This is a genomic window from Streptomyces sp. CB01881 (assembly GCF_002953255.1).
Taxonomy (GTDB): domain Bacteria; phylum Actinomycetota; class Actinomycetes; order Streptomycetales; family Streptomycetaceae; genus Kitasatospora.
The window spans coordinates 5,386,981-5,406,761 of sequence record NZ_CP026498.1 but is presented as its reverse complement, the minus strand read 5'-3'; the positions used below and the strand labels follow the sequence as shown (position 1 = coordinate 5,406,761).

At 70.7% G+C, this 19,781-nt stretch carries 20 protein-coding genes and 1 pseudogene; 14 read left to right on the top strand and 7 right to left on the bottom strand.

The genetic code is table 11. From position 1 onward, the window contains the following. Positions 1–71 precede the first annotated feature (71 nt). The 4 genes from C2142_RS13405 (at position 72) to C2142_RS13390 (ending at position 4,005) form a co-directional block, all read left to right on the top strand. The gene (locus C2142_RS13405) at positions 72–1,082 is read left to right on the top strand and encodes an ABC transporter permease (protein WP_148642847.1); all 1,011 of its coding nucleotides are present in this window, start codon (positions 72–74) and stop codon (positions 1,080–1,082) included. Next, positions 1,079–2,146 (top strand): ABC transporter ATP-binding protein, encoded by a 1,068-nt coding sequence (locus tag C2142_RS13400; protein WP_148642846.1) that lies wholly within the window; start codon positions 1,079–1,081, stop codon positions 2,144–2,146. Before C2142_RS13405 ends, C2142_RS13400 begins: the two co-directional genes overlap by 4 nt. Before the next feature lie 34 nt (positions 2,147–2,180). Further along, entirely contained in the window at positions 2,181–3,239 is a 1,059-nt protein-coding gene (locus C2142_RS13395; RefSeq protein ID WP_148642845.1) for a dipeptide ABC transporter ATP-binding protein, read from the top strand. A 106-nt stretch (positions 3,240–3,345) separates the two neighbouring features. After that, a complete protein-coding gene (locus C2142_RS13390; protein WP_148642844.1) occupies positions 3,346–4,005 on the top strand; it encodes a trimeric intracellular cation channel family protein in 660 nt (219 codons plus the stop codon). On the opposite strand, the gene C2142_RS13385 is transcribed toward C2142_RS13390, so the two are convergent. Then, positions 3,941–4,696: an IclR family transcriptional regulator gene (locus tag C2142_RS13385; RefSeq protein WP_148642843.1), complete on the bottom strand. Its 756-nt coding sequence runs from the start codon at positions 4,694–4,696 to the stop codon at positions 3,941–3,943. The two genes, C2142_RS13390 and C2142_RS13385, sit on opposite strands and share 65 nt — an antisense overlap. Before the next feature lie 260 nt (positions 4,697–4,956). Here C2142_RS13385 and C2142_RS13380 point away from each other — a divergent pair, with 260 nt between their 5' ends. Continuing rightward, positions 4,957–6,138 carry a cysteine desulfurase family protein gene (locus C2142_RS13380; RefSeq protein ID WP_148642842.1) on the top strand — a complete coding sequence of 394 codons (1,182 nt, stop codon included), beginning with the start codon at positions 4,957–4,959 and terminating at the stop codon, positions 6,136–6,138. Positions 6,139–6,185: 47 nt separating this feature from the next. Then, positions 6,186–7,322: a tRNA 2-thiouridine(34) synthase MnmA gene (gene mnmA, locus C2142_RS13375; RefSeq protein WP_148642841.1), complete on the top strand. Its 1,137-nt coding sequence runs from the start codon at positions 6,186–6,188 to the stop codon at positions 7,320–7,322. A gap of 89 nt (positions 7,323–7,411) precedes the next feature. Here the strand turns inward: mnmA and C2142_RS13370 are convergent, their stop codons facing one another. The 6 genes from C2142_RS13370 to C2142_RS13345 form a co-directional block, all read right to left on the bottom strand. Next, complete coding sequence (locus C2142_RS13370) at positions 7,412–8,002, bottom strand: PIN domain-containing protein (RefSeq protein ID WP_148642840.1); 591 nt, start codon at positions 8,000–8,002, stop codon at positions 7,412–7,414. A gap of 3 nt (positions 8,003–8,005) precedes the next feature. After that, on the bottom strand, positions 8,006–8,473 hold the full coding sequence (locus C2142_RS13365; protein ID WP_148642839.1) for an excisionase family DNA-binding protein: 468 nt from the start codon (positions 8,471–8,473) through the stop codon (positions 8,006–8,008). A gap of 248 nt (positions 8,474–8,721) precedes the next feature. Then, the gene (locus C2142_RS13360) at positions 8,722–9,900 is read right to left on the bottom strand and encodes a methyltransferase domain-containing protein (protein ID WP_148642838.1); all 1,179 of its coding nucleotides are present in this window, start codon (positions 9,898–9,900) and stop codon (positions 8,722–8,724) included. Then, positions 9,897–10,046 carry a hypothetical protein gene (locus tag C2142_RS13355; protein WP_174315642.1) on the bottom strand — a complete coding sequence of 50 codons (150 nt, stop codon included), beginning with the start codon at positions 10,044–10,046 and terminating at the stop codon, positions 9,897–9,899. The genes C2142_RS13360 and C2142_RS13355 overlap by 4 nt, the downstream gene beginning before the upstream one ends. A 324-nt stretch (positions 10,047–10,370) precedes the next feature. Beyond that, the gene (locus tag C2142_RS13350; protein ID WP_153882779.1) at positions 10,371–10,514 is read right to left on the bottom strand and encodes a hypothetical protein; all 144 of its coding nucleotides are present in this window, start codon (positions 10,512–10,514) and stop codon (positions 10,371–10,373) included. Next, complete coding sequence (locus tag C2142_RS13345; protein ID WP_148642837.1) at positions 10,511–10,945, bottom strand: ATP-binding protein; 435 nt, start codon at positions 10,943–10,945, stop codon at positions 10,511–10,513. The genes C2142_RS13350 and C2142_RS13345 overlap by 4 nt, the downstream gene beginning before the upstream one ends. A 384-nt stretch (positions 10,946–11,329) precedes the next feature. Here C2142_RS13345 and C2142_RS13340 point away from each other — a divergent pair, with 384 nt between their 5' ends. The 8 genes and pseudogenes from C2142_RS13340 to C2142_RS13305 all read left to right on the top strand — a co-directional run bounded on the left by C2142_RS13340 (position 11,330) and on the right by C2142_RS13305 (position 19,740). Next, positions 11,330–12,652, top strand: a complete 1,323-nt coding sequence (locus C2142_RS13340; protein WP_162002465.1) for a helix-turn-helix transcriptional regulator — start codon at positions 11,330–11,332, stop codon at positions 12,650–12,652. Next, the gene (locus C2142_RS13335) at positions 12,649–13,467 is read left to right on the top strand and encodes a class I SAM-dependent methyltransferase (protein ID WP_148642835.1); all 819 of its coding nucleotides are present in this window, start codon (positions 12,649–12,651) and stop codon (positions 13,465–13,467) included. The genes C2142_RS13340 and C2142_RS13335 overlap by 4 nt, the downstream gene beginning before the upstream one ends. A gap of 225 nt (positions 13,468–13,692) precedes the next feature. Continuing rightward, positions 13,693–14,715, top strand: coding sequence for a hypothetical protein (locus C2142_RS13330; RefSeq protein ID WP_148642834.1), 1,023 nt, complete (start codon positions 13,693–13,695; stop codon positions 14,713–14,715). Beyond that, a pseudogene (locus C2142_RS13325) lies at positions 14,708–15,162 on the top strand (NUDIX hydrolase); the annotation flags it as partial. The gene C2142_RS13330 and the pseudogene C2142_RS13325, both read left to right, overlap by 8 nt. A gap of 30 nt (positions 15,163–15,192) precedes the next feature. After that, a complete protein-coding gene (locus C2142_RS13320; protein ID WP_346766434.1) occupies positions 15,193–15,783 on the top strand; it encodes a Uma2 family endonuclease in 591 nt (196 codons plus the stop codon). A 59-nt stretch (positions 15,784–15,842) separates the two neighbouring features. Continuing rightward, positions 15,843–16,367, top strand: coding sequence for a TIGR00730 family Rossman fold protein (locus tag C2142_RS13315; RefSeq protein ID WP_148642833.1), 525 nt, complete (start codon positions 15,843–15,845; stop codon positions 16,365–16,367). Positions 16,368–16,380: 13 nt separating this feature from the next. Further along, positions 16,381–17,070 carry an SDR family oxidoreductase gene (locus tag C2142_RS13310; protein WP_148642832.1) on the top strand — a complete coding sequence of 230 codons (690 nt, stop codon included), beginning with the start codon at positions 16,381–16,383 and terminating at the stop codon, positions 17,068–17,070. A gap of 351 nt (positions 17,071–17,421) precedes the next feature. Continuing rightward, a complete protein-coding gene (locus tag C2142_RS13305; RefSeq protein WP_148642831.1) occupies positions 17,422–19,740 on the top strand; it encodes a right-handed parallel beta-helix repeat-containing protein in 2,319 nt (772 codons plus the stop codon). Positions 19,741–19,781 lie beyond the last annotated feature (41 nt).

Here is a 19,781-nt window from a genome sequence, read left to right as displayed (position 1 = left end):
GGTGAAGGCAGCGGCGCCCGCCGCCGTCCGGAAGATCCCGGACGGCGGCGGGCCGCCGGAGCCGCCCTACTGTGTTTGCCTACATCCTCCGCAGGACGCTCGCGGCCGTGGTGCTGCTGCTGGTGGTCAGCGCGGTCACCTTCGCGATCTTCTTCCTGCTGCCGCGCATGGCCGGCGAGACCACCGACCAGCTGGCCACGCAGTACATCGGGAAGAACCCGTCCCCCGAGGCGATCGCGGCGATCAAGAAGAACCTCGGGTTCGACCAGCCGATCTACGTCCAGTACGGGCGCTTCCTGAAGGCGCTGGTCACCGGGGCCGAGTACAAGTTCGGCCCGGACGCGGCCACCTGCCACGTTCCCTGCTTCGGCTACTCCTTCAAGAACCACCTTGAGGTCTGGCCCGAGCTGACCAAGCGCATCCCGATCACGCTCTCGCTGGCCATCGGCGCCGCGGTGCTCTGGCTGGTCTCCGGCGTCACCACCGGCGTCATCTCGGCGCTCAAGCCGCGCTCGATCTTCGACCGCCTCTCCATGGGCGTCGCCCTCGCCGGCGTCTCGCTGCCGGTCTTCTTCACCGGCGCGCTGCTGCTCACGCTCTTCAGCTACGAGTGGCCGATCCTGGACAACCTGCAGTACGTCAACTTCACCGACGACCCGCTGATGTGGGCCCGCAACCTGATCCTCCCCTGGATCTCGCTGGCCTTCCTCTACTCCGCGCTCTACGCCCGGCTCACCCGCGCCGGAATGCTGGAGACGATGAGCGAGGACTACATCCGCACCGCCCGGGCCAAGGGCCTGGCCGAGCGCAAGGTCGTCGTCAGGCACGGACTGCGCTCCGCGCTCACCCCGGTCGTCACCATCTTCGGCATGGACCTCGGCCTGCTGCTCGGCGGTGCGCTCATCACCGAGCAGGTCTTCTCGCTCCAGGGCGTCGGCGCCTTCGCGGTCTCCGCGATCGCCGACAACGACCTGCCGAAGATCCTCGGCGTCACCCTGCTCGCAGCCTTCTTCATCGTCCTCTGCAACCTCGTGGTTGACCTCTTGTACGCCGCTGTCGACCCCCGGGTGAGGCTGTCGTGACCGAGCTCCAGAAGAACCCGGCGCCCGTGGCCGCCCCGACCGGGGACGCCTTCCTCTCCGTCCGGGACCTGCGGATCCACTTCGACACCGACGACGGCCTGGTCCGCTCGGTCGACGGGGTCAGCTTCGACCTGCACAAGGGCAGGACCCTCGGCATCGTCGGCGAGTCCGGCTCCGGGAAGTCCGTCACCTCGCTGGGCATCATGGGCCTGCACCGCTCCAAGCGGGCCCGGATCAGCGGCGAGATCCGCCTCGACGGCGAGGACCTGATCGCGGCCGGCCCCGAGCGGGTCCGGCAGCTGCGCGGCCGCGAGATGGCGATGATCTTCCAGGACCCGCTGACCGCGATGCACCCCTACTACACGGTCGGGGCGCAGATCGTCGAGGCCTACCGGGTCCACCACCCGCAGGCCACCAAGAAGCAGGCCCGGGCCCGCGCGGTCGAGATGCTCGACCGGGTCGGCATCCCGCAGCCCGACCGCCGCGTCGACGACTACCCGCACCAGTTCTCCGGCGGCATGCGCCAGCGCGCCATGATCGCCATGGCCCTGGTCAACGACCCCTCGCTGCTGATCGCCGACGAGCCCACCACCGCCCTGGACGTCACCGTCCAGGCGCAGATCCTGGACCTCATCCGCGACCTCCAGCAGGAGTTCGGCTCGGCCGTCATCATCATCACCCACGACCTCGGGGTGGTCGCCGAGATCGCCGACGACATCCTGGTCATGTACGGCGGCAAGTGCGTCGAGCGCGGACCCGCCGACGCCCTCTTCGACGCGCCCGAACACCCCTACACCTGGGGCCTGCTGGGCTCGATGCCACGCCTCGACCGCGAGCTCCAGGAACGGCTCGTCCCGGTCAAGGGCACCCCGCCCAGCCTGATCAACGTGCCCAGCGGCTGCGCCTTCCACCCGCGCTGCCCGTACGCCGGGCAGACCGGGGGCCGCTCCACCAGCGAGACCCCCGTCCTGACCGAGGCGGCACCCGGGCACCACGCGGCCTGCCACCTCGCCACCGCCGACCGGCACCGCATCTTCACCGAAGAGATCGCGCCCCGGCTGTGAGCCCGGCCTCGTACCACCTTTCTGGAGAGAACCGATGACGGACACTCAGGCGGCAGCCCCCGAGCCCTTGAAGAAGGTGCCGGCGCCCTCGCCCGCTCCCGACCGCGAGCCGCTGCTCCGGGTGACCGGACTGACGCGGCACTTCCCGATCCACGGCGGGCTGCTGCGCCGCCGGACCGGTGCGGTGCGGGCCGTCGACGGCATCGACTTCACCGTCAACGCGGGGGAGACCCTCGGCGTGGTCGGCGAGTCCGGCTGCGGCAAGTCGACCATGGGCCGTCTGGTCACCCGGCTCGACGAACCCACCGGCGGGAAGATCGAGTTCGAGGGCACCGACATCACCCACCTGGGCACCGGGGCGATGCGGCCGCTGCGCCGCGACATCCAGATGATCTTCCAGGACCCGTACTCCTCGCTGAACCCCCGGCACACCGTCGGCACCATCGTCGGCGCGCCGTTCAAGCTGCAGAAGGCCGAGCCGGCCGGCGGGGTCAAGAAGGCCGTCCAGGAGCTGCTGGAGCTGTGCGGGCTCAGCCCCGAGCACTACAACCGGTACCCGCACGAGTTCTCCGGCGGCCAGCGCCAGCGCATCGGCATCGCCCGGGCGCTCGCCCTGCGGCCCAAGATGGTCGTCGCGGACGAGCCGGTCTCCGCGCTCGACGTCTCCATCCAGGCGCAGGTGGTCAACCTGCTGGACGACCTCCAGCGCGAGCTGGGCCTGACCTACCTGATCATCGCGCACGACCTCTCCGTGGTCCGGCACGTCTCCGACCGGGTCGCCGTGATGTACCTCGGCAAGGTGGTCGAGATCGCCGACCGGGACTCCCTCTACGCGAGCCCGATGCACCCGTACACCAACGCGCTGATGTCGGCCGTGCCGGTGCCCGACCCGCGCCGCAGGCAGCGCCGCGAGCGCATCCTGCTCAAGGGCGACGTGCCGTCCCCGATCAACCCGCCGTCCGGCTGCCGGTTCCGCACCCGCTGCTGGAAGGCGCAGGAGATCTGCGCCACACAGGAGCCGCCGCTGGCCGCGCTCAAGACCGGGCACCAGGTGGCCTGCCACTTCCCCGAGCGGAGCGAGGGGAACGACTAGCAGGGCCCTGAGAACGGTGTCGAGGGGGCAAGGCCCCCGCCCCGGCGTGAGGCGGCCGGGTTGAGCCGAATCGGAGGGGAAGGTTCCGCGGGTCCATAGTTGTGCGGTGACCTCGCAGATCTTCCCCTCCGACGTCCAGCAGTCGCTGGACCTGATCGGCATCTTCGTCTTCGCCCTCTCCGGGGGCCTGCTCGCCGTCCGCAAGAACATGGACATCTTCGGGATCTGTGTGCTGGCGGAGGTCACCGCCCTCGGCGGCGGGGTGATGCGCGACCTCGTCATCGGGGCCACGCCGGTGGCCGCCTTCACCAACCTCGGGTACTTCGTCACCCCGCTCGTGGCCGGCCTGGTGGTGTTCTTCCTGCACCCCGAGGTCGAACGGATCAACCGCGCGGTGCAGACCCTCGACGCCCTCGGACTCGGCCTCTTCTGCGTCACCGGAACGGCCAAGGCGCACGACTACGGCCTCGGCGCGGTGGCGGCCATCGCGCTCGGCATGGTGACGGCGGCCGGCGGCGGCGTGATGCGCGACGTGCTCGCCGGCGAGATCCCCTCACTGCTCCGCTGGGACCGGGAGATCTACGCCGTCCCGGCCCTGGTCGGCTCCGCGCTGGTGGTGGTGCTGATCGGCCTCGACCGGCTCACCGCGGCCACCGGCACGGCCGCCGCGCTGACCGCCTTCGTGCTGCGGATGCTCGCCCTCAAGTACGGCTGGCGTGCCCCGCGGGCCTGGCACCGCAACGGTTCTCGCACCAGCGAGGAGTAGGCGAGCCCCCGTACGCCAGGGAGATCGCCTCGGCCGTGCAGAGCAGCTCCGGCAGCAGCCGGACCAGCTCGAACGGGGCCATCTCGTACGTCGGGGCGCTCACCGCGCACGCGGCCACCGGCCGGCCCGCGCTGCCGGCGACCGGCGCGGCCACGCAGGCCACCGGCTCCCGGTGCTCGGCCGACTCGGCCGCCCAGCCCTGGCGGCGGACCCTGGCCAGTTCGGCCGGCAGGTCGTCCTCGCGGGTGCCGTCCTCGGGCAGTCCGGCCAGCAGCACCCGGCCGATCGCGGTGCCGGTCGTCGAGGCCCGCCGCCCGATCCGGGACGGACGGCCGGCCCCCGGGTGCCAGCGGCCGGCCAGCTCGTCCAGGTAGAGCACTTCGTCGTCCTGGAGCACGGCCAGCTGGACGGTCACCCCGAAGCGGCGGTTGAGCGCGGCCAGGTAGGGCGCCGCGATCCGCCGCACGTCGATCTCCTCCAGCGCCCGGTGGGCGAGCGACAGCAGCCGGCCGCCGAGCCGGTAGCGCCGGTCGTCCAGGCGGTGGACGAAGCCGTGCTCCTCCAGGGTGCGCAGCAGGCGCAGCGCCGTGGACTTGTGCACGCCGATGCTGTTCGCGGCCTGTTCGAGGGTCACCGGGCCGTCGCCGAGGGAGCCGAGAATGGTCAGCGCGCGATCGACCGACTGCGACATCCCGCCCCCAGTCCTGTCCCGTACGGCCTCTTGCGGTGGGTCGTCAGGCTAACCGCTGGCCCCGGCGGGCGGCCAAACCGGGCCCGGACGCGGGCGTCCGGCGGGCGGGACGGTGCCACCGGTGCGGTCCCGTGGGCGGCTGGTGCCCGGTCCCGTGTTCCGGTCCCGTGCGCGGCCGGTGCCCGGTCCCGTGCGCCAGGGTGGCCGGATTGCGCCGGTGGCCGTGGCGGTGGCGGGCGGCCCTCTACAATCGGATGGTTATGCCATACCTGGACCATGCGGCGACCACGCCGATGCTGCCCGAGGCGATCGCCGCGATGTCGGCGCACCTGGGGGTCGTCGGCAACGCCTCCTCCCTGCACGCCTCCGGCCGCCGGGCCCGCCGCGTCGTCGAGGAGGCCCGGGAGTCGCTCGCCGAGTCCCTGGGCGCCCGGCCCAGCGAGATCGTCCTCACCGGCGGCGGTACCGAGTCCGACAACCTCGCGGTCAAGGGCCTGTACTGGGCCCGCCGCGACGCCGACCCGGCCCGGACCAGGGTGCTCAGCAGCCCCGTCGAGCATCACGCGGTGCTGGACGCCGTGCACTGGCTCTCCGAGCACGAGGGCGCCACCGTCGAGTACCTCCCGGTGGACGGGCTCGGCCGGGTGCACCCGGCGGCCCTGCGGGAGGCGATCGAACGGGACCCCTCGTCCGTCGCCCTGGTCACCGTGATGTGGGCCAACAACGAGGTCGGCACCGTCCAGCCCGTCGTCGAACTCGCCGCCGTGGCGGCCGAGTACGGCATCCCGATGCACGCCGACGCAGTCCAGGCGCTCGGTCAGGTCCCGGTCGCGTTCGCCGAGTCGGGGCTCACCGCGCTCACCGTCACCGGCCACAAGATCGGCGGCCCCTTCGGCATCGGCGCCCTGCTGCTCTCCCGCGGCGCCAGGCCCGTCCCGCTGCTGCACGGCGGCGGCCAGGAGCGCGACGTCCGCTCCGGCACCCTGGACGCCCCCGCCGCCGCGGGCTTCGCCGCCGCCGCGGCCCTGGCGGTCGAGCGGCGGGCCGAGCACGCGGCCGTGCTGGGCGCGCTCCGCGACGAACTGGTCGCCTCGGTGCTGGCCGTCGTCCCCGACGCCGTCCTCAACGGCGACCCGGCGGCCGAGGGCCGGCTGCCCGCCAACGCGCACTTCTCCTTCCCCGGCTGCGAGGGCGACGCCCTGCTGATGCTGCTCGACGCCCAGGGCATCGAGTGCTCCACCGGCTCCGCCTGCTCGGCCGGCGTCCCGCAGCCCAGCCACGTCCTGCTGGCGATGGGCGTCGACCCGCTGCTGGCCCGCGCCTCGCTGCGGTTCTCGCTCGGTCACACCTCGGTGCGGGAGGACGTGACCGCGCTCGCCGAGGCCATCGGCCCGGTGGTCCAGCGGGCGCGGAACGCTGGTCTGGCGTCCGTGCGGCGCTGATATCGGCTCGGGGAACAGCCGGCCGAGCACGTACGCTTACTGGCATCATGACTGACTTCCCGGGTGCCCCGACCACTCCGTCCACCGGCCGCCTGCGCGTGCTCGCGGCGATGTCCGGCGGAGTCGACTCCGCCGTCGCCGCCGCCCGCGCCGTCGAAGCGGGGCACGAGGTGACCGGCGTCCACCTGGCGCTCTCCGCCAACCCGCAGTCCTTCCGTACGGGGGCGCGCGGCTGCTGCACCATCGAGGACTCCCGGGACGCCTGGCGGGCGGCCGACGTGATCGGCATCCCGTTCTACGTCTGGGACCTCGCGGAGCGCTTCCGCGAGGACGTGATCGACGACTTCGTCGCCGAGTACGCGGCCGGCCGGACGCCGAACCCCTGCCTGCGCTGCAACGAGAAGATCAAGTTCGCCGCCCTGCTCGACAAGGCGATCGCCCTCGGCTTCGACGCCGTCTGCACCGGCCACTACGCCCGGATCGTCGACCTGCCGGACGGCTCGCGCGAGCTGCACCGCGCCGTGGACGCGGCCAAGGACCAGTCCTACGTGCTGGGCGTGCTCGACGCCGACCAGCTCGCCCACTCGCTCTTCCCGCTCGGCGACACCACCAAGGACGTCATCCGCGAGGAGGCTGAGCGCCGGGGCCTGGCGGTGGCGAAGAAGCCGGACAGCCACGACATCTGCTTCATCGCGGACGGTGACACCCAGGGCTTCCTGGCGAAGCACCTCGGTACGGCCACCGGCGACATCCTCGACGCCGACGGCACCAAGCTGGGCGAGCACGACGGCGCGTACGGCTTCACCATCGGCCAGCGCAAGGGCCTGCGGATCGGCCGCCCGGCGGCGGACGGCAAGCCGCGGTACGTGCTGGACATCTCGCCGGTGAACAACACGGTGACGGTCGGCCCGGTCGAGGGGCTCGACGTGACCGCGCTGACCGCGATCCGCCCCCGCTGGTGCGGCACCGAGGAGCTGGCCGACGGCCGCTACACCGCCCAGCTGCGCGCCCACGGCGAGGAGGTGCCGGTGACCGCCTCGGTGGTCGACGGCGAGCTCCACGTCCGCCTGGACTCCGCGGTGCGCGGCATCGCCCCCGGCCAGGCCGTGGTGCTGTACGACGGCACCCGCGTCGTCGGCTCCGCGACGATCGCCACGACGGAGCGCCCGGCGGTCAACGCGTAGTCCGGCGGTACGGGCGGGTCGGGGCGGGCACCGCCCGCCCCGACCCGCCCGCGTCATGGCACTCACGGGGCTTCTCGGGGCCTTCAGGGCTATTCGTCCGCCTCGTCGGTCAGTTGGGAGACTGAGCCTGGCCCCATGCGCAGGGCAGCGACAGTCCGGCGTAGGCCGGATCGCTCCATGTGCTCCAGGATGCCGTCGACCGATTCCGGAGGGTTGCGGCGCGACTCTGCGATCTGTTGCACGCAGGCGTAGATGATCCGGTCGTCGAGACCGAGCAGGTCAAGGAAGAACGAATCGGCACTCTTCGGCTCAACACCCCACTCTGCGAGTGTGGCGGGCGGGAAGTCCTTGCGGTTGTCGGTGACGATCACCTGTGCCTTGCTCCTGATTGCCGCTGCAAGCACATGGCGGTCGTCCGGGTCGGGGAGCTTGAGCATCTCAACGAGAGGTTCGTAGCCCGTTACGCAGACGTCACGAATCGAGTCATTCATGAGCTGCCGTAAGCGCTGCAGCTTGTCGGGCTCGGTCCCCCTTTGCTCATGCAGGGCACGGCTCATCTCGTCCAGGATCTGTTCGGACCACTTGGCCTGCACCATGCCCGCTTGTGCCACTCGAATCAGCAGGTCACGGACCACGTTCGGGTGCAGCACGCATGAGTCATATGCGACGACGAAGGCCATCGGTCAGTCCAGCCCCAAATCCTGTCCGAGCTGCGCCAGTTCATTGGCTGCGTCGTGTCGACGCTGGTCGTCCTCACGCTTGAAACGCATGAGGTCCTCGACGCGGATACGCCGGTGCCTTCCGACACGGCGGTACTGGATTTTTCCGTCGTCCAGAAGCCCGATGAGGTAGGGCCGCGACACATTGAGGATGTCGGCTGCCTGCTGAGTCGTGAGCTCCGTATCCAAGGGCATGATCTGCACGCCCTTGCCGCTTGCGAGCGCTGCCAGCATGGCAGCGATCAGCTCGGCCGCCGGTCGCGGCAGGATCAGCGCCTCATCCTGGGCGCCGATCTCCAGGTGGACCTGGATGTCTTCGTTGCTGCCCTCGGTCAGGGAGAGGTACTCGTTGATGCGGCGTAGTGCTCGTTTGGCGTCCTGGGCCTTGATGACGCCCGGTTCCAGCTTGCGGCCCTGCGTGGTGGTGGCCATCGGGTCCCCTCTTCCCATCGAGTCGCCTAGTCGAAGTATCCGCAACAAACGAAGCAAGCGCAACGGTATTCACCCGGTAGCCCTGTGTGACGGCGGTCAAGTGGTTGCATCCTCCGGGGCCCTGAAGTTCATTGGCAGCCTCTGTCCCCGTCCTGGAGGACGCCGACGCGGACACCCCGGGGCGTCCGGTACGGGCGAGTCCGGATTTTCAGGGCCCGGCCGTCCGGGCGGCCGGGCCCTGGGGGATGTCACGGGTGCTGCGGAACGGGGTTGTTCGGGGAGTCCAGCCAGACGAACTGCCCGCCCGCGGTGACCGTCAGGCCGAACCGCTCATAACCGGGGCGGCCCCGGCCGGCCCACCACCGGTACGCGCCGGCCACCTCGTCCCAGAGCCTGCGCGGGCCGGACTGGTACACCTCGTACTCCGTGCGGCCCGGCTCGTAGTCGGCGGAGGCCCACGACCGGGTGTCGCGGCTGTAGAGCCAGAGCGTGTACGCGCCGTCCTCGTAGCGCTCCACCCTCCAGAACGCGCCGGGCACGCCGACGCCGATGACGAACTGCTCGAACCACCCTCCGGTGTCCGGCGGGGCGAGGGCGGTTGCGCTCCTCACCCCGTCGGCGGGCCACGGCTTTCCCCGTAGGTAGGCCTCGAAGAGCGGCCGGTCCGTGCGCTGCTGGCGGAGTCGCATGAACGCGGAGCCCCGGGTGAACCGCCCGCTCGCGCAGGTTCCGCCGTCGTGGACGGTCAGACGGACGATGTGCTCGCCGCCGTACTCGGTGCCGAACGGGGCGACGATGATCCCGCCGGGGGCCGTCTGTTCCAGCCACGTCGGAGGGATCTCCAGCAGGGAACACGTGGCGATGAGCCGGTCGTAGGGAGCGCCCTCGGCCCACCCCGCCCGCCCGTCGCCGATGACCACGGTCGGCCCGAGCCCGGCCCGGGTCAGGTTCTCCCGGGCGCGGTGGGCGACGTCCGGGTCGTACTCGACGGTCACCACGTTGGGGCCGCCCAGGCGGTGGGCGAGGAGGCCGGCGTTCCAGCCGGTCCCGGCACCGATCTCTAGTGCCCTGTTACCCGGGTGCACGTCCAGGTCCTGGAGCATCGAGAAGACCATGGTCGGCATGGAGTTGGACGAGGTCGGCGTCGTGCCGAGCCCGTCGCCTTCGTGGTCCCCGTCGTCCCACTGGGTGGTGAGCGGGATGTCCGAGTAGACGGCCCTCCGCCACGCCTCGGGGTCCTGTGAGCGGTGGACGGCGGGGTTCTGCCGGGTGCCGTCCGCGATGCCCGGCCAGATGCGGTCCGGGACGAACAGCTCGCGGGGCACCGCCCTGAAGGAGGGGAGCCAGTCCGAGGAGAGCGCGCCGCCGGCCACCAGCGCGGAGGCGAGCCCCAGAGGGCCCGCCTCCTCGTGCGTCTCGCCGGTCACTTACCGCCGCCGCCCGCCGGGCTCTGGCCGTCGGAGGTGTTGCCGCCCTCGTCCGAACCGCCGCCGCCGTGGCCGGCGCCCTTGTTGCTGTCGTCCTGCTGCCCGCCGCCCTTGCCGTCGCCGGAGCCGCCTCCGCGCTTGCCCATGTCCCGTACCTCCGTGCTGGTTTGGCCGGCAGGCGGTCGCCTGCCGAGGTGTTGCATGGCCACCTCTCGCATCCTCCGGGAGGAATGCCGGGCGGCGGCTCCCCGAGGGCGCGCGACCGCCCGCGGGGATGGTCCCGCTGTCACTGGGGATTGCCTGTTCTCGGGTGGCGGGACCCGATAGGGCTACTGCCTATTGCCGGGTTGACCTGCCCGGGAGGAGGGGGCGGGCGGCGGGGGTGCGGGGTGGCCATGGTGGTGATCCGTTCGGTTGGTCGGGTGGTGGCGCCCCGCCCGTGCCGCCGGCCCGGCGGCACGGGCGGGAGTTCAGTGGGAGCGCGTGGTCAGCACGAGCGCGGCTGCGGCGAGGTGCAGCAGGGCGGTCACCGACACGGCGCAGGCGGTCCAGACACGGAGTGGTTCGACGGCTTCGACATCGTTGGGGCGCTGGGCCGCGGGCAGTTCGGTCACCGAGCGATGTCGGCATGGACGACCTTGCCGAGCGGCTCGACGGTGACTCCCCACCGGCCGCCGGTGAGCCGATGGACGAGGCTCAGGCCTCGGTGGCCCTCGTCGTCGTCGGAAGCCTGGATTAACACGGGAAGGGCCCGCGACCCGTCCCGCACCGAGACGCGGACGGTCGCCTTGGCGATGCGCTCGACGGTGACGGTCATGAGGAGCTGACAGCCGGTCTTGGCGGCGTTGGTCACCAGCTCACTGGTGACCAACGCGGCGGTGTCGATCAGGTGGCCCAACCCCCACGCCGTCAGCGCCTCGCGAACCAGCCGCCGGGCCTGGCCGACCGACTGAGGCTTGTAGGGCAGCTGCGCTTCCTGCGCGGCTGGAAGCGACGTTGATCCGGCTTCGGGAGGCGTGTGGGCCTCCAGCAACGCGCGCAACATGACGGCTCCAAAGGGGGAGATATGGCGTGTGCACTGGTCGGAGTCACGGGGATGTAGTCCCCGATACGGCTGAGATCTGGCCGTTCGTGACCACGGGAAGGCGCGACGGAACTACGATTTTCTGAGCCATGCCGTGCCCTGGCTCGTATCCGCCCTCATGGCTTGGCGAGTGGTGACGGACATGAGTACGAACCTTTCACCAGGGCGAGGACGGCAGCGAGCCGATCCGCATCTGGATTCACCGGCAGGGCTATACAGAACCGCTTTCAAAGACGATGAACCAGAGCAGAATTGCTGCGGCGCTGAGGCGTCCATGCTGCAACCCCGGGGATGACCTGGCGAGTTTTGGCTACGGACGAACCTGCGTATACGGGGAGGGGTCGGATGGCATCCAAGAGGCATCAGTTCGTCCAGCGCAGGGAGGCCGTCGGCCATACCCAGGAATCGCTGGCTGAAGCTGTTCAGGTCGACCGTACGACCGTGGGACGGTGGGAGACCGGCAGAAGCACGCCGCAGCCCTGGATGCGGCCGAAGCTCGCTCGCGCGCTCAAGGTCTCGGTTGATCAGCTGGCGGCTCTGCTATCGGCGGCGCCGGCGCCGGTTGAAGCAGTCGCACGCACCCACAGCGAGACAGACGAGGGCGCCGCCCGCGAGCCCAACCAGCGCATCAGCCCAGATGATCGTTCGATAATTGCCGCGGTGGCGGCGGATGCGGAGGAGTCCGCGATCTTTCTTCGCAGTGTGAGCGCTTCCAATGTGGACGACACACTGTTGGAACAAATCGACGCGGACATTGCCCGACTGGCGGCGGACTACGTCAGCAAGCCCGTCCCCGAGATCTTCCACGAGATCGGATCCCTGCGGCGAGCGGTCTTCGAGTTACTCGGAGGGCGCCAACAGCCTTACCAGGCAGGCCACCTGTACTTGCAGGCTGGACGCCTCTGCGGGCTGGCCACTCACGTAGCCCTTGACCTTGGCCAGTACGGGGCCGCAGCCACACACTCGCGTACTGCGTGGCGCTGCGCGGAATCCGCCGGCCACAACGGGCTTCGGGCCTGGGTCAGATCCGTCCAGTCTCTGATCGCCTACTGGCAGCAGAACCACCGCGAGGCCGCTGAGGTTGCGAGATCCGGACTGCCGTACGCGGATGGCGGGACCATCGCGGCCCGTCTGCTCAGCCTTGAAGCCCGCGCCGCCGCCGCGTTGGGCGACAACGCAAGCGCGTTGCGAGCGGTTCGGGCAGCGGCGGCTGCACGGAATGAGGCCTCAGCTGTCGTGGATCTCCCCGGCGTGTTCACGTTCCCTGAGGCCAAGCAGTGGACTTACGCAGGTACCGCCTTCCTGGCCCTGGGCAGCCGTCTGAACGTGGACCAAGCCGTTGAGGCATCGTCCATGGCTATCGCCTTGTACGAGACTGCACCCCAGAGCGAACAGTCCTCCGGCGACCTGCTGGCTGCCCGCCTCGACCTTGCCAATGCCCATCTCGCGCAAGGGGACTTCGGCGGGGTCCAGGAGAAGCTCTCGGTTGTGCTCGATGCCTCACCGGACCGGCGGACTGCAAGTATCTCCACTCGTCTCTGCGCACTGAGTGCCCGTCTCGCCCAGCCTGTCTATGCGGGCTCCCCATTGATCCTGAGCCTCCGGGAGAATGTCAGAGAAGTCTGCTCTCGCCCAGCACTCACGAGCCCTTCGGAGCCGGTCACGTGACGAGCAATGCCGCACAGCAGGACGCCGCAATCGCCGACAAGGCGGTTCTCACTCACAGTGCATACGCCGATGGACGCCACCTGGCCGCACGCCAGTCGATCTACCGATGGCAGCAGCCGCAGTACGACCTGCCCGGGATAGTTGTCGAGGAATTGGCTGATGCCAGTGGGACCGTGCTGGACGTCGGTTGCGGCAACGGCAAGTTCGTCAGCCGCCTGCACAGGGATCGTCCCGACTTGCGGGTCGTGGGCGTGGATATCTCGGCCGGCATCCTCGCAGAGGTGGAGAAGCCTGCACTTGTCGCCGATGCCCAGGCGCTGCCCTTCGCGGACGGCAGCGCCGACGCCGTCCTGGCCTTGCACATGCTGTACCACGTTGGCGACATCGAGGCCACGATCAACGACCTTGCTCGTGTCCTCAATCCTGAGGGCACGCTCCTCGTATCGACCAACAGCGACACCGACAAGCGCGAACTCGACCAGCTTTGGAAGAGAGCCGCAGGTGACGTCCTGGGCATCCCGGTGGGGCCAGAGCGGGTCTCCCTCAGCTCACGATTCTCCCTGGAGAAGGCACCCGACTACCTCGGGGCGGTGTTCGGCGAGGTCCGGGTCCGAGAGCTGCCCGGCATCATCGAGGTCACCGACCCCGCCCCGCTCGTAGCCCACCTGGCCTCCTATGAAGCGTGGGCCGAGCAGTGCGGCGTCCCCTTCCGGGAAACCGTCGGCCGGGCGCACGACATCGCCGCCGACACGATCGCGGAGAAGGGATCATTCAAGATCGCTTGCCTCGGTGGCCTCTTGGTCTGCCGACGGTAGGCCGGGGGAGCCCGCGGGGCGCTGCTCCTGAGCTTCGCTGCTTCTGCGGGATGAGGTCTTGGCTCCTCGCATGAGCACTCACCGCAGTGAATCTATGACTGTCCGTCAAATCCGCTGCTCTATCGGCGTAAACTGCAATGGCCACCGCCCAGTTGGGCGGTGGCCATTCCTGCATGCGTCTGTAACTTGGCGGTTCCGGCGCACGCACTTATCACCACGGCCAGTATGCCAGCAGGGCTGTCGTCCGGCTCGCATATCGGCCACGAAAGGCTGAACGTGCACGTCGTCACCACCGAAGCCCTTGCCCTCGCCCGGCCCACCGGCACCCCACCCGCGAATGAGTTCCGGATCCGCGTCGGGCAGTGGATGCAGAGCGTCCCGACCGGCGGGCCCTGGAAGTCCCTCGGGTCGTCCTTCGTCCTCTTCCTCATGCACGCCGCGCAGAAGGCCGACGCGGACGGGACCAACCTCCACTGCCCACCCTCCAACCTCTGGTTCTCCCGCGCCTGCCGGGTCTCCAAGGACTCCGTCCCCGGCTTCTACCGCGCCGCCGAGGCCGCCGGGGTCCTGGCCCTCGTCCACGGCCCTTCCGGCGCCCGCGTGCGCGGCTACGCCGTCACCATGCCCCTGGGCGGCGTCCCCGACTGGGATGCCGCCCTTGCCGTCCTGCGCGCCGACGCCCGGCGGGTCAAGCAGGAGCAACTCCGCTGCGACGCCGGTAAGTCCGCACATGCGGAGCCGGTGAAGTCCGCACGTGCGGTGCTGCCGAGGCCGTGCTGCGGTGAGCGGAAGTCCGCACCTGCGGATTCGGGCGAGTCCGCACGTGAAGGCTCGAAGCTCCGCATGTGCGGACAGAACCAGGAAGTCCCTTACCAGGAAAGGCAGATGGTTGCTGTTGTGGTGACAGGTACCACTCCGCGCGCGGGCGAACGGCCCGCGCCGGTACGGCCGCTGCCCGACCCCACGGCCTGGGAGCGGATGATCGAGCACCTGCCGCCCGACCTCCAGGGGCCCGCCCGCGTCGTCCCGGAGGACGACCTGCTGCGCCGGGTCACCATCACGGCCCTCCGGGACGGCTGGGCGTCCCCGGGCTGGCTCGCCGCCCGCCTGGCGTCCCACCGGTCGGAGAGTGCCCGCGCTGCCACCCCGGCGGACCGTCTCGCCGCCGGCCTGGTGGCCGTCCTGGGTGACCTCTCGGGCCGACATGCCCGCGCGGCCCGGAGCTTCTATCCTGCTGCGCATGAGTGACCGTGCCGGACCGCCCCGGTCAACGCCGCTCCACTCGGTGTCCGTCGCGGGAGCGGTGGTGCGCGAGGACGGCCGGGTACTGGCGATCCGCCGGGCCGACAACGGCACCTGGGAGCCTCCGGGGGGGGAGTGCTGGAGCTGACCGAATCCATCGAGGACGGGGTGCGCCGGGAGGTCTACGAGGAGACGGGGATCAAGGTCGCAGTCGACCGGCTGACCGGCGTCTACAAGAACATCAACCGTGGAGTCGTCGCCCTGGTCTTCCGCTGCCACCCCAAGGGCGGGACCGAGCAGCTCTCGGCCGAGTCGACCGCCGTCGCCTGGCTCACGCCGGCCGAGGTGTCCGACCGCATGGCCGAGGTCTACGCCGTGCGCCTGCTGGACGCGCTTCGGGACGACGCCGCACCGGGCATCCGCATCCGTACCCACGACGGCCGGCGCGTGCTTGGCTGGTGGCCGTCGGATGCGCAACCGCCGATGATGTCCGAGGAACCCTCCGGAGAGGACGGCATGACCTTCTACGAGCAGCACCGCGACTTCGTCGAGGAGCTGGAGCGGATCGCCCCCGAAGGCGTCCGCATCGAATGGTCCGGTGACACGCTGATCATGCAGGCGTCACCGTCGAACATCCACCAGCTCAACGTGGCCCAGGTGCGCAGGCAGTTCGAGCGGCACGCCCCCGACGGCTATCTCCCCAGCGAGCGGAGTGAAATCGTCAGCCCGGACGTCTCCAAGGGGCGCGAGCCGGACCTGACCTACCTTCCCGTGGACGTCCTCTCCCAGCCGGGCAACAAGGCCCCTGCCGCGGAGGCCCTGATCGCCGTGGAGATCGTCTCGCCGTCCAATCCGGGCAACGACTGGATGGACAAGCTGCACGACTACGCCGTCATGCGCATCCCGCTCTATCTGATCGTGGACCCGCGCCAGCAGACGGTGACGCTGTTCTCCGAGCCGAACCACGACCGGTACCACACCCGCAGCGACCGGAAGTTCGGCGACGCGATCGGCATCCCGGAGCCCTTCGGCTTCTCGCTGAGCCTGGCGGATCTCGTGCCGTACGGTGACTGACGCTCCGAGCGGAAAGGCGGTGGGCGGGGGTGTCCGGGCGTGATAGACCAGATCGCACTATGAACATCACTGTCTTCTGCTCCGCGTACTCCCTCGACGACCGCTACACCGGCCCTGCCGCCGAATTCGCCCGGCTGCTCGGGGAGGGCGGGCACACCCTGGTCTGGGGCGGCTCCAACGCCGGCCTGATGGGGCTGCTCGCGGACGGCGTGAAGGAGGCCGGCGGCCGGCTGGTCGGCGTCATGGTCGACATGCTGAAGCACAAGGGGTACGTCGGTGCCGACGAGCTGGTCATGACGCGGGACCTCGCGGAGCGGAAGGCCGAGCTGGCGGCCCGGGCGGACGCGATCGTCGTCCTGGTCGGCGGTCTCGGCACCCTCGACGAGGTCACCGAGGTGCTGGAGCTCAAGAAGCACGGGATGTTCGACAAGCCGGTGGTCGTCCTCGACACCGAGGGCTTCTACGGCGGCATGCGCACCCAGCTGGAGCGCATGGACGCCGAGGGCTTCCTGCCGCGCCCGCTCGGCGACCTGATCACCTTCGCCGACACCCCCGCGCAGGTCTTCGAGCAGCTCAAGGCCTGAGAGGATCCGGACCATGGCTGCACATCTGATCACCGGCGCGGGCTCCGGCATCGGCGCCGTCCTCGCCGAACGCCTCGCCGAGCGCGGGGACGACCTCTGGCTGCTGGCCCGCGACGCCCGCCGGGCCGCGGAGCTGCGCGAGCGCTTCCCCGGGGCGAACACCCTGGTCGGGGACCTCAAGGACCCGGCCAAGCTCTCCTGGGCCTTCGGTCACCAGGCACTGCCCGTCGAGCTGGACTCCCTCCTGCACGTCGCGGGCGTGGTCGAGCTCGGCCAGGTCGGCGAACTGCCGGTCAAGGCCTGGCAGGAGACCCTGAACGTCAACCTGGTCGCGCCCGCCGAGCTGACCCGGCTGCTGCTGCCCTCGCTGCGGCTGGTCAAGGGCCACGTCGTCTTCGTGAACTCCGGCGCCGGCCTCAACGCCCACGCCGAGTGGTCGGCGTACGCGGCGAGCAAGCACGGGCTGAGGGCGCTCGCCGACTCGCTGCGCCAGGAGGAGCACGCCCACGGCGTCCGCGTCACCTCGGTGTACCCGGGCCGCACCGCCACGGCGATGCAGGTCAAGGTGCACCAGCAGGAGGGCAAGGCGTACGACGCCGACAGGTGGATCGACCCGGAGTCGGTGGCGAAGGCGGTCCTCGCCGCGCTCGACGCCTCGCGCGACGCCGAGATCACCGAGATCACCGTCCGCCCGGGCCGCTGAGGCGCAGCAGTCGAGCGGCGGAGTGGGAAGTCGGCCGGTCCGACTTCCCACTCCGGCCGGGTGTTGCGTCTCGCGGCGCCGCGATGCACCCCGTGGTCGACGTCTTCGGCTACCAGCGGTACTGACCACCCCTGCAGCACCCCCGCAGCACCCCCGGCGGGACCCCGGGCAGCGCTCCCGGCAGTACCCCCGACGGCCCCGGTGCCGAGCCCCGCGCTCGGCACCGGGGCCGTCCCCGTGGGTGGCTGAATCCTGCTGGCGTGGCCGGGTCCGCTGTGGAATGATCCGCTCCGCCCTCCGTTCGATCATTTTCGGACGTCCGAGGGTCGGAATGCGCCAAAGCGCTTCGTCATGCCCAGGGGGGCTTCGATTTCCAGAACCCGCATAGCGCTGGCCGTCGGTGCGACGCTGCTCGGCACGGTCGGCCTGCCGGCCGTCGGAGCCAACAGCGCGGTCGCCGCGGCCACCACGCTCTACGTGAACAACGCGGCCGGCGCCAACTGCACCGACAGCGGCACCGGCACCCAGGCTGCGCCGTACTGCACCGTCGGCGCCGCCGCGGCCGTGGTCCAGCCGGGACAGACCGTCGACATCGCCGACGGCACCTACAGCGAGAGCCTGACCATCACCCGGTCGGGCACCGCCGAGGCACCGATCACCTTCCGCGCCAAGAAGAACGACGACCACACCCCGGGCGGCGGCGTCAGGTTCGGTGCGTGGGACAAGCCCATCAACGGGTTCACCGTCAAGGGCGCCGAGCACCTCCGGTTCGAGAACCTGAGCATCGTCGGGACCTTCCAGAAGACGTCCCTCGTGGTGGACGGTGCCCGGGACGTGGCGTTCGACAACGTCTCCGTCACCGGCGGACTCGGCGCGCACATCACCAACGCCTCCGACAAGGTGACCCTCGGCCGGGGCGACATCTACACGCAGGGGCCGGCGATCACCGTGGACGGCGGTTCCACCGGCACGGTGGTGACCACCAACATGGTGCAGCCCAACTACAACGACGAGATGACCGGGATCCTGGTCAAGGACGCCCCGGGCACCGTCGTGGTGAGCAACACCATCGGCTCGCGCTGCTTCCCGGGCATCGTGCTGGACGGCGCGTCGTCCGGCGCGGTGGTCGAGAACAACGTGGTGGACACCGCGCGGGACAGCGACAAGTCGTGCGACGCCCAGGCCGCCAGGGCCACCGGGATCACCGTCGGGGCGGACTCCACCCGGGACACCAAGGTGGACTACAACGTCGTCGACTCGCGCAGCGGCGGCGCTGCCTACCAGTGGGCCGGCACCGCGTTCACCACCCAGGACCAGTTCACCGCGAACACCGGCCAGGGCGCGCACGACTTCGTCGCCCCGTCGTGGTCCCAGAAGGGCCCGAACGCGCCGCTGAACCACACGGTCGACTCGGCCGACGAGACCGCCCCCGGGATGCTGCCGTCCGACCGCGGCGGCTGGGCCCCCGCGGACGACGTGACCGTGCCGAACAGCGGGACCGGCACCGGCATCCGCGACCGCGGCGCCTACGAGAACCTGGACGTGGGCAGCGCGTTCACCCCGGCCGGCCCGACCCGTCTGCTGGACACCCGTGAGCCGATCGGCGTCCCGGCGGCGCAGGCCGTCCCGGCGTGGGGCACTGTCGACCTGCCGGTCGCGGGCGTCGCGGGGATCCCGGCGACGGGCGTGACCGCGGTGACGATGAATGTGACGGTGACCGAGCCCACGGCGGACGGCCACCTGACCGTCTACCCGCACGGCGACGAGGCGCCGACCTCGTCGAACCTCAACTGGACCGCCGGGCGCACGATCCCGAACCTGGTGACGGTCCCGGTGAAGGACGGCAAGGTGTCCTTCTACAACGCCTCCGGCGGCACCGTGCACCTGATCGCCGACCTCGCCGGCTATTACGGCACCAAGGGCTACCTCTTCCACCCGCAGGCCCCGACCCGTCTGCTGGACACCCGTGAGCCGATCGGCGTCCCGGCGGCGCAGGCCGTGCCCGCGTGGGGCACCGTCGACCTGCCGGTCGCGGGCGTCGCCGGGGTCCCGGCGACGGGCGTGACCGCGGTGACGATGAACGTGACGGTGACCGAGCCCACGGCGGACGGCCACCTGACCGTCTACCCGCACGGGGACAAGGCGCCGAACGCCTCCAACCTCAACTGGACCGCCGGGCGCACGATCCCGAACCTGGTGACGCTCCCGGTGAAGGACGGCAAGGTCTCCTTCTACAACGCCTCCGGCGGCACCGTGCACCTGATCGCCGACCTCGCCGGCTACTACACCGCCGAGGGCAAGCTGAGCTACCGCCCGGCCGGGCCGTGGCGGCAGATCGACACGCGTGAGTACACCCGCTGGGAGGCCAGCGAGCGCCAGGCGGGCCCCGTCCCGGCCTGGGGCACGCTGGACATCCCGCTCGGTGACATCCCGAACGTCGCCGCGGTGACCCTGAACGTGACGGTCACCGAGCCGGGCACCGAGGGCCACCTCACCGTGTACCCGCACGGTGACGCCCGGCCCAACGCCTCGAACCTCAACTTCACGCCCGGGGAGACGATCCCCAACCAGGTCGTGGTCCCGGTGAAGGACGGCGTGATCTCGTTCTACAACGCGAGCAACGCCCCGGTGCACATCGTCGTCGACCTGTTCGGCTACCAGGCGTACTGACCGGCCCGCCCGCACCACCCGCGGCCCCGGTGCCGAGCCCC